Raw genomic sequence first — 12220 nt, 5'->3', positions numbered from 1 at the left:
CCCGTATGTGCCTGACAACAATGTCGTTTCTATTTACCTATGTTCTGTGGGAGCGCCATTCCTGGCGCGAACCGCCGAAGGCGGTAACAACCGTTGCCGATATTCGCGCCTGGAAAGACGCTCCCCACAGGGCAGGAAGCTACCTGGCTCACGCAGAGAGACTCGATCTGGACAATAATGTCGCTGCTAACAACATGGCCTTTTCCTGGGTTTGGCAACAGCTCCCTTAGCACCACTCTCCCATTGTCCTCACCGTGATCGCTTACCATCAATACTGTATGGCCCCGCCCCGAACTGCGTGATCAGCAGTGCTCCCCCCAGCATCGACAGGTTCTTCAGGAACATGATCATCTGAATCTGTTCCATCGCCGGATCGGTGACTTTCCAGAAGGCATGCATCATGAAGGTTACCGGCAGCAGGAACAGCACCAGGAGCCAGCCCCCGACCTTCGCGTGGAATCCGAAGAGGACGCTCAAGCCCCCTGCCAGTGCGATGATGCCCGACAGCGGCACCGCGATCGAGGCAAAGGGCACCCCTTGCGCAGACGCATATTCGATGGCCTTGTTGGTGAAATGATTCGGAGCCGACATCAGGAAGATGAATGCGAAAAACAGCCGTCCCAGGAACACCACTGCCCCGGCAACCGCTTGTTCCGCGTGCTCCTCGGTCCCCTTTTCGATGTGGAGCCAGTGGAGCACATCATGATACAGGTGATTTCCCATAGAGCTCATGACTATCTCCTTTAAACCCTCCCCCAGCAGACATCTCCATCCCTTTCATAATAGAAGAGTACTCCTTTTCTTAATCTGCCGTAAAGCCCCACCACCTATCGCAACGGACAGGGTGAGGATGGGGGTTCCCTCCACTGCAGCCTTCATTAGATTTCGGCCCTACCAGATTGCGCCATCATCGTCATTCTGACCGTCATGATGACCGTAATGACGGTCATGTAGACGATCATAAGCGCCATGTAGACGATCATAAGCGCCATTGTCGCCATGGTGGCCGTCAAGATGACGATGTTGAGCGTCATGATCGAGACCATGAAGCGCTAACATCGCCATCATCGGCGTCAACCCCAAGGGCATAGAGGTTGTCGCCCCCCCCAAGGTCCCCCAATCGTTCACGGCACTGGCAATGCCCTAAGGAGAGGAGACGGAGGGACGCCCGTAATGAATAAGGTTCTCCCAGAGAATCTTACGATCTTATAGGATGTCCCCCTGGCCCCTCAACACGTCCCCTGGATTCTCTGCACCGCAACTGCCGTTTCAAAACTTGTAGGTCACCCAAGTCGTTACGTAATCGACGTCTTCGCCGGGGCCGGATTCGCGCAGGAAAGGGCCGGCCAGGAAGTGGGCATAGATGGCCACGATGGTGATGTGTCTTTGCACGTCCCACTCGAACTGCAGCTGCGGCTGACTGCCGATGTAGCGAGCGGAGGTGTTTTTGCCGGAGCGGACCAGGACGACTGCGTTGTTGTAGATCCCGTCGTGGATGCTCTCGCGCCAGAAGAAATCCCAGTTGGCGGTGAGCGTCACGTCCTTCGGCAGGTGGAGTTCGATCGAAGGATTGATGTTGATAAAGTTTGCCGGACCGATCAGCCCGTCTTCGCTGAAATAGGCACCCTTGGGGAAAAGCGGGTTGAAGGTTTGCAGGTCGTGGTTGTTGGGATCTTGGTCGCCGCTGGCGATGTCCACTTTCAGGGCGAAACGGGGCGAAAAGGGAAGCTCTGCCGGCGAGTACCCTGTATCAGAAGCAACGGTCCAAGCGCTGATGTCGCCGTCGCCGAACTTACCCCATTGGTAGAGGAACTCGAAGTTGTAGTCGAGTGGCCTCTCGGTCCGCCAGAGCCTGGCTCCCACCGAGTGGCGGGTCTCCTTCGCATGCCCCTGGTCGAATGCCGCGTTGCCGCGGTACAGACCGAGGTAATAGAGATCAGCCTTCCCTTTCGTTGCCGGCGGCAGGGGAAAGACGGAGTACACCCCCCAGAGCGCCTGGCTGGGATCTGTGCCGTCGTCGAAGGTGTACTTGTTGGACTTGACGGGGCGTGTGGCTATGCCATCCACCGCCAGATCGCCCAAGCGGTACATGAGGCGAAAGCCGTCAAAGCTCTGCCGCACGTTGGGGCCTTCACGCACGGCGATAATGCGCTGCGACCCGTAGGCCAGCTCCTGGCGTCCCGAGCGCAGGGTGAGGGTCGCATCCGCTGCCGGTTTCATGCTGAGATCGAGGAATCCCTGGTGCAGATCGAGCTCATCCTTGTCGATTGAGGGGCGGGGGCCGCCGCTGCGGCCGTTCTCAAGGCTGCTCTGGAACTGGCCAAACAGCCTGACGTTTGCCCCGAAATGAACGTCGCCGTGGAAGAAGAAGCGTTGGAGGGCGTAACCGTTGTCGCGCGGCAGTTCCTTCCAGTTGTAGTTGTCAAAGTATTCGTAGCGCTCTCTCGCCTCGCCGCCCAGGCTCAGGTACCAATCACCCCGGTCGTTGAACGGCAGGTACTTGATCGGGTCCCAGAAGTCGATCCTCCTGGTGCCGTCCTTCAGGTAACGGTAGTCCTCGTCGGCCCGGTTCAGCTTATAGCTGGGGACGGAGGGCTCGGTTTCGAGGCTGATCGCCTGCTGGGGGGCGCTCAGCAACAAGTGCAGAGTTATTATCGCGATAATCGAGTAACGAATCTTCATCATCCCTCCCTAAAACAGTCAACACGTGCATAGAACACGTGGAAAAAATTAGCTGACTCAAGCTGCATGTTTGATGAAGGTACCCCTCCGGTATTCCTCGAAGGCTGCGTGTAATTCCTCCCGCGTATTCATGACGATTGGGCCGTATCAGGCCACCGGTTCTCCGATCGGCTCCCCTGAGACCTGCAGAAAACGAAGCGGACGGTCATCCGTCGTGATGCTCACGCCACCATCCTCATAGAGGGCAAGTGCTTCACAGCCCAATGAGAAGGTAAGAGTCTACCACACGATGGCTTGGCACCGGTGGTGGCGCACCATGCGGGTTTTCCGCACCGAAACTTGTCCCAAGGAGGGCGAAAGAAAAGACGAAAGAAAAGACTTCGAGGCTAAGCGCGGTCGGCCAGCCTGCGGTGTCTCCCGGCGCCGGCGAACGACGGCCCAGGTGAGTAGCTATCGGCAAATGCCTGGTATGGCGAGGGGGAGGGAGGGAGGGAGGGTGGGGGCATGGTGACCGGAGGTCGGATGGTGCACCATGCCCCCCTTTCCGGTTTAGAAGGCGAAGCAGTCGCAGCCGATGCCCCTCCAAAGCGGGGCGGTTTTTTGAGATCGCCCTTGGGGGATCGAATGGCTGCAGCATACCGCTTTCATGGAATTGGTTGCCGTCGCGGTGCTGGCAGCGCCGTGATAGCCACCGTAGTTGCTTACCGGCGACCAATCCGGGCTCACCGGAGGAAGCGGAGGTGCCATGGTGCCGAATTCCCCGGTGCCGTGGACGATCTGGCCCCCCACCATGGTCAGCACCGATTCGATCCGCTTGATCTCTTCGTCCGGGACGGTCAGGTAGTCGGAGGAGAGCACCGCCAGGTCGGCAAACTGGCCGGGAACGAGCATCCCCTTCTTCCCGTCTTCGCCGGAGAACCAACTGCTTCCGACCGTGTACAGCCTGAGCGCGGCGAGCCGGTCGATACGGTTCGCCTCGGGGTAGAGCTGCATCCCACCGACGGTCCGGCCGGTGACCAGCCAGTACAGGGAAACCCACGGGTTGTAGCTGGATACCCGGGTCGCGTCGGTGCCGGCGCCTACCGGAATACCCATTTCCAGCATTCTGGTGACGGGGGGCGAGTGCTCGGCGGCGTCCCTGCCGTACCGTTCCCTGAAGTATTCACCCTGGAACGCCATGCGGTCCTGGATGGCGATGCCGCCGCCCAAGGATTTGATCCGCTCGAGGTTCTGCGGCGTGACGGTTTCTGCATGGTCGAAGAACCAGCGCAGGCCGCTGAACGGAATCTCCCGGTTCACCGTTTCGAACACGTCGAGAAACCGGGAAATCGACTCGTCGTAGGTCGCATGGAGGCGGAACGGCCAGCGGTTTTCGGCCAGCAGACGGATGACACGGGTGAGTTCACCTTCCAGCTCCCGCGGCAATTCCGGCCGCGGCTCCAGGAAATCCTCGAAATCCGCCGCCGAGAAGATCAGCATCTCGCCGGCGCCGTTCAGGCGGTAGAAATCGTCCCCCTGCCCCGGCGATGCGGAGTGCACCCAGTTGGTGAAGTCCTCGAATTCCCCCTTGGGATGCTGGGTGAAGAGGTTGTAGGCGATCCGCAGGGTCATCTGGCGGTTGGAAGCAAGCTGCCCGATCACCTTGTAGTCGTCCGGATAGTTCTGGAATCCTCCTCCGGCGTCAATGGCGCTGGTCAGCCCAAGCCGGTTCAGTTCGCGCATGAAATGGCGGGTGGAGTTGAGCTGGTCGTCGAACGAAAGCTTCGGCCCCTTCGCAAGGCTCGCGTAGAGGATCATGGCGTTTGGCCTGGCGATGAGGAGTCCGGTCGGGTTTCCCGCCTTGTCGCGCTGGATCTCCCCTGCCGGCGGGTTCGGCGTGTCGCGGTTGTATCCCATGATGCGCAGTGCCGCAGCGTTCAGGAGCGCCCGATCGTACAGGTGGAGGACAAACACGGGGGTATCCGGCGCGGCTTCGTTAATCTGGTCCAGGGTCGGCATACGCCGTTCGGCAAACTGGAACTCGGTCCAGCCGCCGATCACCCGCACCCATTGGGGCGGAGGGGTGCGACGCGCCTGATCCCGCAGCATCTGCAGAGCCTCAGCCAGGGACGGGACGCCATCCCAGCGCAGCTCCATGTTGTAGTTGAGGCCGCCTCGAATGACGTGCAGATGAGAATCGTTCAGTCCGGGAATGACCCGGCGACCTTTCAGATCGATCCTTTGCGTCTTGTCGTCCGCGGTAGCGAGGAGTTCATCTCCTCCTATGGCAGTTATCTGGCCCCCGGTTACGGCAACTGCAGAAACCTGAGGGTGCCTCTCGTCCAGGGTGGTGATCGCTCCGTTATGTAGAACCACGTGTGGTGCGTTCATGATCATGCCTCCTCGCGTGGGAGCAGCCACCGTTCCAGGAGCTTTACCAAAAGCGGCATGACCGCCCACGTCAAGATGACTACGATGCCCGCCGCGATGAAAAAGGCCTGCAGCAAGGGGGGGAGCTTCCCGATCAGCGGCTGCAGCAGCCAGGGAACCAGCATGCTGGTCGGATAGACGCCCACGACCGTGGCAAGGGCCATTTTCCAGCGAGGTGGCGTAACGGTTGCCTCTCTGCCCGGAAGGGAGAACCACGCTTCAAGCCCCGTTAGCTCCTGGCGAACGGGGCTTCCTTCCGTCATGGGGGCAATCTTTTCTTCCCACTTCTTGAATAACTCGGAACGGTAGAAATTGTCGCGGGCCTCCCTGCTGATAAAGCGGCGCACGATGCCGTATTCCCGGGAGTCGCTGCCGGTTGGCGGACGGATTACGTGCACCCCGAGTTGACCCTCGGAGTGGAGTGACTCGGAAATGAAGTCGTGCAACGCTGCCTCGAATTTTTCCTCATTCCCCCGTTTTACCGTACGCAGAGTCAGCACCGCGACAGGTTCAGCGCCTTTAGCTTGCGAGACGTTTTCCATACGGTCCCCGCTTCTCGGGACGGCAGGTTCGACCTCCAGACCTTCTCCCCGTCCTTGGAAGGGGAGGGGGGAAAGGGCGTCCGGCCCTTTCCCTTGTCGGGAGGGAGCGTGGGCTATTTGCCGCCTTCGCTGGCGTGCTCACCCAGCATGGTCTTGGCGTAGTTGATGCCTAAGCCGTAACCACCGGCGTGCTCCTTGGCCACATTCATCACCGCGTTATAGGTCTCCTGGCGCGCCCAGTCGCGTTGCCATTCCAGAAGCACCTGCAGCCAGGTGGTCGGGATGGCACCCGCCTGGACCATCCTTTGGATAGCCATTTCATGGGCCTCGGCGGTAACCCCGGCCGAAGCGTCAGTCACGATGTAGACCTCGAAGCCGTCGTCGAGGGCGGAAAGGCAGGCGGTGGCGAGGCAGACCTCGGTCCATAAGGCGGCCATGATGATTTTCTTTCGATCCGTTGCCCTCACGGCCTGGACCACCTTTGGGTCTTCCCAGCAGTTCATGGTGGTGCGGTCGATGGGATCTGTGCTCGGGTAGACTTCCTGGACCGGGGCAAAGATTGGACCGCTGAAACTCTTCGCGGCCACCGTGGTCAGCACGACGGGCACATCGAAAATCTTGGCTGATTTTGCGAGGCCCGTCACGTTGTTGATAAGGAGTTGGATGTCGATAGAATGCGAGGCAAATGCCATTTGGGGCTGATGGTCGATAAGAAGCAACATCGAGTTCTTAGGAGTCAGTAGGCGCGGACTCGGTCCGCCTTTACCGGTAAATGTAGCCGTAGCCATTTTTAACCTCCAAGTAAACCGATTTTTCCGTTGGGGCCGTCTGCATCGTGGCCACCTGTCGTATTGAGGCTGGTCCCTCATGGCTTCATGATACGCTTGTCGAGGACGGGTAAAACGAAGAATTTTGTTGGTCAGCAATAACCAAATGCAACACGTTAGATCGGGAGGGAGGATCGACGGGGCGGACCGGCCGGGGAATTAGGGCGCTTTAGGAAAAAGAGGTAAATCCTTTGCCGGGTAACCTGTTGCCGCTTCGAAACCTCGCATACCGTCTCTGGTAACTGTTTTGCGTTCTCCTCCGACACCTCTGCCGTCTCTCCTTCCGCTTTGCTGCCTTCTCAAACAACTTTGCCCCCCTCGGTGCGTTTTTGCCGGGTCTTAAATGTTTTTGCCCAGGGCATTTTCCGTACTGGCGGGCTAAAAAAGTTATTGGCGTCTTCTAAATGTTTTTGTCGCGGCAAGTTGCATTTTTGCCCCGGTAGAAATCTATCTGAAACGACCCGGTGCATTTTTGCCCCTACGTTTGGATTTTTTTACCGATCTCAAGGTTTTTGCCGCCTGGAAAATCTTTTCCAGGTGACCCGATGCATTTCTGTGCCCGTTGCATCTTTTTTTGCCTGATCTCATTCCAACAGCTCAGGCCAAAAATGTTTGGAAGGGTACCTCGAACATTTTTGACAGGGGGGCATGATTTTGGGCGGAGCATCGTTACCTGCACCGACGGAAAGGTGTCTCCACACGGATAACGGCAAAAAGAACGGGTATCACCTCATCAGGCTTTAGGGCAAACCCCAAAAGATGAGGTGTTATCCGTTTTGTTTTCGTGGCGATCCGTGTGAATGCCTAAAATCACGCTTCGCAAGAGGGGACTTCACCGGGTTTCTGCCCAGAACCGCCGCTACCTTGGTTTGGACGATGGTTCCTTAAAAAAAAAAAGCCCCGACGACGACGGGACCGCGAGGTCCGCATCGTTGCCGGGGCTCTTGAACGGCTGATCCTGAGGTGGGGGGAACTCCCGATCTCAGGTTACCATCAAGCTGACTATATGGGACCAGGGGCCCACCTTGTTGTCCCTTCCGATGATCCTGCAGCGGAAGGAGTACTGCTTGCCCGACTGGAAGCCGGACATGATCATCTCGGTGCAGTCTGCGAAGCTTCCCTTGTGGTACCACCCCTCATCCATCCTCGGATCACCTTCGGTTACTTCCATGCAGTACGTGTAGCGCCGCCGGTCCCGGGAGCAGGAGGCCCGTACCACCCCCCTTTTCGTCGACGTTGACCACACTGAGGTCGGGAGCGCCCACTTCCACCGGGCCGCCGGTACTGCGGCGCGATCTGGAACCAATCCCCATCTGTTGCAGCAGCTCGGTGTTGTCGGCTTCGGTGGAACACAAATAGTTCACGATCTTCTGCCACGTGACACCGGCGTTGTTACAGGCAGCGACCCGCTGGGCGATGGCCCTGCGGTCGAAGTTGAGGGCTTCATGGAAGGCCCCCTGGTAGATGTCGATCTTCTCCTTGAATTTCTTGGGATGGGGCACCGTTGCCGGCCAGGTATTGAGGATATCCTCGCGCTGTGCCAAGGCGTTGAAGGCGATGGTCAGCATCGCGAGCCGGTCCGCGTCCTTCCCGTAAAAAGGTACCGCTGGAGCAGCCATGTCAGATATCACCTCCTTTGGTTGATGCATGTCCACCATGCTCGGTGGGGTCTGCTGGACAAAGGATACGATAGGCTATCTCAAAATTTCCGTGTGGCAAGAACCGTAATGGTGCGCATAGGCGGAAACGTAGGACGAAAAAAAGCCGCATAAAAACGGCTTTCCCGTTTCTATGCGGCTCTGATTCTGGCGGGCGGCATGGGATTCGAACCCACGACCCCAGGCTTCGGAGGCCTGTACTCTATCCAACTGAGCTAACCGCCCAGAAGCAAACTTTGTACACTATTTCTCTGGGCAACTCAAGCCTTAATTTGCTGCCCGGCGGCGCTTGCCGGCACCCCTCCGGACGTGCTGATGGATAAGTTCATTTGCGGTGGCCCCTTTTCCTGCTCCCCGCTGGGACCGGAAAACGGACCTGGCTCGGTGCCACCCCAGGTAGAACCTCAAAAGCAAATCCCCCCCAGCCTCCCTTGGTCAAAGGGGGGAGGTCAGGGTCGCAGCCATAACGGTGGGGGAGGAAAGCCGCTACTTCGCGGCGGAGCCGTAGATCGGGATGGTGATCTCTTTTTTCTGCGGGTTGTCGGTCACGATGTGCAGGTACCCGCTCAAAATGCGCGCCTCGGATCGGGAGGCGATGGTCAATTCGACGGTGCCGCTCTCGCCCGGCTTGATGTTCTGCTTCGGGATCTTCGGGGTGATCTGCAGGGAGTTCGAGTTCGCCGTCGCGGAGATCAGCCGGTGCATGGTCGAGCCGTTGTTACGCACGGTGACCGTCACCTCGCGCGGAACCCCGGCCTTCATGGTTCCCAGGCTGATCTGGCGCGGGGTGGCCTGCAGTTCTTCGGCAACGATCCCTTCCATGGTGAAGGTATAGTTGGGGTTCTTCCCCGCATTGGTGGTCATCGCCACCGTCTTTTGCACCTTGCCGGAGAAGTTGGTCGAATCGAAAACCACCTTTATTTCCGCGCTCTTGCCGGGAGCGATGCTGGAAGCGGAGGGGGTGGCCGCGGTGCACCCACAAGAGGCGGTGAGTTGTTTGATCTGCAGCGTGGCGTCGCCGTTGTTCTTTATCGTGAAGCTGTGTTGCACTTTCTTCCCCTGAGTAACGGTGCCGAAATTGTAACTCCCGTGGTCGACGCTGTACTCCGGAGCGGCAATGGCTGTAGCAGTGACTGCGAGGTAGCTCATCAAGCTCAGCAATATCGTACGCGGTTTCATAATGTCCACCCCTTAATTCGTTGCTAACAAAAACATTTTATGGTTATATCATAAAGGCCTTACGCTGGCCAGAATCATTTGACAGTACCAATGGTATCTGTTATAGAGAGGCTCGGAGTTAATTAATGGAACGTCAATTGTGGCTGGATCGAGGATTCGACCTGCAGCTGCGCTATTCGAAGGATCGCATCAACGCCGAGATTGCCCGGCTTGCTGCGGAGATATCGTCTGATTTTCAGGGGCAATCGCTTTTGATCGTGGTGGTCCTGAAAGGTGCCTTCTTCTTTGCCGCGGACCTGGTCCGGGAGCTGAAGGTCCCGGTAGAGCTCGACTATGTTACGCTCTCCAGCTACGCAGGCACCTCGACCACCGGCACCGTGGCGATCGAGAAGGATCTCGCCGCCGACATTGCCGGACGTCACGTCCTGGTGCTGGAAGACATCGTCGATACCGGTCTCACCCTCACCAGGCTGATGGACCTGTTGCAGCAGCGGGGGCCGGAAAGCCTCAACATCTGCACCCTGATCGACAAGAAGGAACGCCGCCAGGCGGAGGTGGAGCCGAAGTACGTCGGCATCGCCTGCGAAGGCGGCTTTTTGGTGGGATACGGACTGGATCTCGACGAGCAGATGCGGGAGCTTTCCAACATCTACGAGGTACGGCAAACTCCCGGAGGGGTTGAATGATTCTCCAATGTGAACAGTGCAAAACCAGGTTTCGGCTGGACGACTCCAAATTGAAGCCGGGCGGGGTGAAGGTCCGCTGCTCCAAGTGCCGCCACGTCTTTCTCGCCGGCGTGGAAACGACCCACGACGAGTCGGAGTTCGACGCCGTTCTTTCCGGCCTGGGGGCCCCTGCGCCGCAGGTGCCGGAACCGGCCGCGCCCGCCGCAACTTCGGTTCCCGCAGCCGAGCCTGGCTTCGCACCGCCCGCCGAGGAGCCCCCCGCTTCCGAGGAGTTCGCCGGGTTCGGCGAAGAGCCTTGCGCAGAAACCCCGGCCGCCGTAGCGGCCGAGCCGGCCGGACTGGATGCCTTTGCCCCCTTCGAGGCAGCCGCGCCGGAGAGCGCCGCCGCTTCCGTCGAGGAACCGCCCCCGTTTGGCGAGTTTTCCTTCGAGGAACCGGCCGCCGCGTCCGCAGCCGCCACCACCGAGGCGGAGGTCGATTTCGGAGCCTTCTCTTTCGAGGAGCCCGCCTCGCCGGCCGAGGCCGCGGCGCCGACTGCCGTCGAAACCACCGTCGACTTCTCCGAGTTCAGTTTCGAAGAGCAGGCACCGGCCGCACCGGAAGCCCCGGCCCCCGAGGCAGAGACCGGCGGATTCGGTTACCAGGAGTTCAGCTTCGAGGAGCCGGCCGCTCACGAGGCACCGGCCGCTCCGGCTGCGGCCCCGACCGAGGCCCTGGACTTCGGCGAGCTCTCCTTCGAGGGCGCACCGACCCTCGGCGCCACCCCGCAGGCCGGCACGGAGACCGCCGCCGGCTTCCAGGAGTTCTCCTTCGAGGAGGAGCCCCCGGCCCTGCCGACCGAGCCGGCGACCTCGGGCGAGCCGCTCGATTTCGGCTCCTTGTCCTTCGAGGAACCGGCTCCCGCGGTAGCGCCGGCGGAATCACCCGTCTCGGGGCCGACCGAATTCAGCTTCGAAGAGCCGGTCCCCACGACCCCGGCCGCTGCCGAATCGGTGCTCGATTTCGGCGAGCTTTCCTTCGAGACCCCTCCCGCTCCGGCGGCCGAGCCGGCCGCTTCGACCTCCGATTTTGACTTTTCCTTCGAGGAGCCGGCGGCGAAGTCCCCCGCCGCTTCGGAATCGGTCCTCGACTTCGGCGAGTTCGCCCTGGAAACTCCCCCGGCGGCAGCACCTGCCACCGAAGGCGCGCCCGCCGTTGAGGCCGCGGCACCGGTGCCCCCCCAGCCGGCACCACCGGGCGGCGAGTCGCTCGATTTCGGCGATTTCTCCTTCGACCAGGACCTTTTCAAAAAAGACGCGGGCAAAGAGGCAACTGCCGCGTTCCCGTCCTTCCTGAAGCCGGAGTCGGCTCCCGGCGTGGCGGCTCCGGCCGAGCCCGGCCCGCTTGCCGCTGCCGGCGAACCGGAGCTCGACGAGGTCCCGCCGTTCCCGGTCTCCCCGCGGCGCAAAGGACGCTCCGTGCTCACCGTGTCGCTGGTCACCATCTCCGTGGTGGCGGTCGTTGCCCTGAGCGGCGCCGGTTTATACCTGATGCAGAACGGCCCGGCGGCCTTCGACAAGGTCGGTCTCGGCTTCGTCGCCACGTGGTTCGGCATGGAGAGCCCCGAGGAAGGCAAGATCGCCATTCGCAACGCCCAGGCGTCCTTCCATCAGAACAAGGACGCGGGTGAGCTTTTCGTGGTGACCGGCCAGGCGGTGAATTCCTTCAAGAAAGCGCGCGCCTCGATCCACATCAAGGTGACCCTGTACGACAAGGCCGGCAAGCCGATCCTCCAGAAAACGGCGTACTGCGGCAACAAGCTCACCGACGACCAGCTCGCGACCCTGCCGATCGCCAAGATCGACTCGATCATGAACAACCAGTTCGGTGATTCGCTGTCCAACATGGGGGTGCAGCCGGGCAAGAGCATCCCGTTTGTCGTGGCGATCGCCAACGTACCCAAGGAGGCGGCCGACTTCGGCGTCGAGTCGATCGGTTCCACCGTCTCCAGTCCCTGATCCCCCGGGGCACCGCTACCTGCAACGCAGAAAGGCCGGCGCTAGAACGCCGGCCTTTCTGCGTTTGGTCGGCTGGTGCGAAAGCGGCGTACCAGCTTCCCGCTTACGGAAGCGTAATCGTAATATTGAGCTGCTGTTTGAAAAGGAAAGGAAGCGATGGGGGAGAGAGGGGTTTTCCGGGGGAGAAAAAGGAAGGCCTGCAGGCGCACGGGGCGGCTGCAGGCCTGGCATTGCATGGAA

Annotated in this window: 12 protein-coding genes and 1 tRNA gene; 2 read left to right on the top strand and 11 right to left on the bottom strand. The window is 60.1% G+C overall.

All coding sequences use genetic code 11. From position 1 onward, the window contains the following. Positions 1-249: 249 nt before the first annotated feature. The 11 genes from JFN93_RS06960 to JFN93_RS06910 all read right to left on the bottom strand — a co-directional run bounded on the left by JFN93_RS06960 (position 250) and on the right by JFN93_RS06910 (position 9297). Entirely contained in the window at positions 250-732 is a 483-nt protein-coding gene (locus tag JFN93_RS06960; protein WP_199383288.1) for a DoxX family protein, read from the bottom strand. 146 nt (positions 733-878) lie between these two features. After that, complete coding sequence (locus JFN93_RS06955; RefSeq protein ID WP_199383287.1) at positions 879-1034, bottom strand: hypothetical protein; 156 nt, start codon at positions 1032-1034, stop codon at positions 879-881. A gap of 235 nt (positions 1035-1269) precedes the next feature. Next, the gene (locus tag JFN93_RS06950; RefSeq protein ID WP_199383286.1) at positions 1270-2682 is read right to left on the bottom strand and encodes an alginate export family protein; all 1413 of its coding nucleotides are present in this window, start codon (positions 2680-2682) and stop codon (positions 1270-1272) included. Positions 2683-2739: 57 nt separating this feature from the next. Beyond that, positions 2740-2820: a hypothetical protein gene (locus JFN93_RS26205; protein WP_328753649.1), complete on the bottom strand. Its 81-nt coding sequence runs from the start codon at positions 2818-2820 to the stop codon at positions 2740-2742. Positions 2821-3231: 411 nt separating this feature from the next. Next, entirely contained in the window at positions 3232-5052 is a 1821-nt protein-coding gene (locus JFN93_RS06940) for an amidohydrolase (protein WP_199383285.1), read from the bottom strand. Positions 5053-5054: 2 nt separating this feature from the next. Next, positions 5055-5633 carry an antibiotic biosynthesis monooxygenase gene (locus JFN93_RS06935; protein WP_199383284.1) on the bottom strand — a complete coding sequence of 193 codons (579 nt, stop codon included), beginning with the start codon at positions 5631-5633 and terminating at the stop codon, positions 5055-5057. Between the two features lie 113 nt (positions 5634-5746). Next, positions 5747-6421: a hydrolase gene (locus JFN93_RS06930; protein WP_199383283.1), complete on the bottom strand. Its 675-nt coding sequence runs from the start codon at positions 6419-6421 to the stop codon at positions 5747-5749. A gap of 1021 nt (positions 6422-7442) precedes the next feature. Then, positions 7443-7604: a hypothetical protein gene (locus tag JFN93_RS06925; RefSeq protein ID WP_199383282.1), complete on the bottom strand. Its 162-nt coding sequence runs from the start codon at positions 7602-7604 to the stop codon at positions 7443-7445. A gap of 7 nt (positions 7605-7611) precedes the next feature. Then, a complete protein-coding gene (locus tag JFN93_RS06920; protein WP_199383281.1) occupies positions 7612-8079 on the bottom strand; it encodes a hypothetical protein in 468 nt (155 codons plus the stop codon). A gap of 187 nt (positions 8080-8266) precedes the next feature. Continuing rightward, positions 8267-8343: transfer RNA gene (locus JFN93_RS06915), tRNA-Arg, on the bottom strand. 261 nt (positions 8344-8604) lie between these two features. Further along, positions 8605-9297 (bottom strand): DUF1573 domain-containing protein, encoded by a 693-nt coding sequence (locus JFN93_RS06910; protein ID WP_199383280.1) that lies wholly within the window; start codon positions 9295-9297, stop codon positions 8605-8607. Between the two features lie 125 nt (positions 9298-9422). Between JFN93_RS06910 and hpt the strand changes: the two genes are divergently transcribed. Beyond that, positions 9423-9983 (top strand): hypoxanthine phosphoribosyltransferase, encoded by a 561-nt coding sequence (gene hpt, locus JFN93_RS06905; protein ID WP_199383279.1) that lies wholly within the window; start codon positions 9423-9425, stop codon positions 9981-9983. Then, entirely contained in the window at positions 9980-11980 is a 2001-nt protein-coding gene (locus JFN93_RS06900) for a DUF3426 domain-containing protein (protein WP_199383278.1), read from the top strand. The genes hpt and JFN93_RS06900 overlap by 4 nt, the downstream gene beginning before the upstream one ends. Positions 11981-12220: the final 240 nt, after the last annotated feature.

This window comes from Geomesophilobacter sediminis, assembly GCF_016458275.1.
Classification (GTDB): Bacteria; Desulfobacterota; Desulfuromonadia; order Geobacterales; family Geobacteraceae; genus Geomesophilobacter; species Geomesophilobacter sediminis.
The sequence above is the reverse complement of the archived record's forward strand: the minus strand, read 5'-3'. Positions and strand labels throughout refer to the sequence as shown.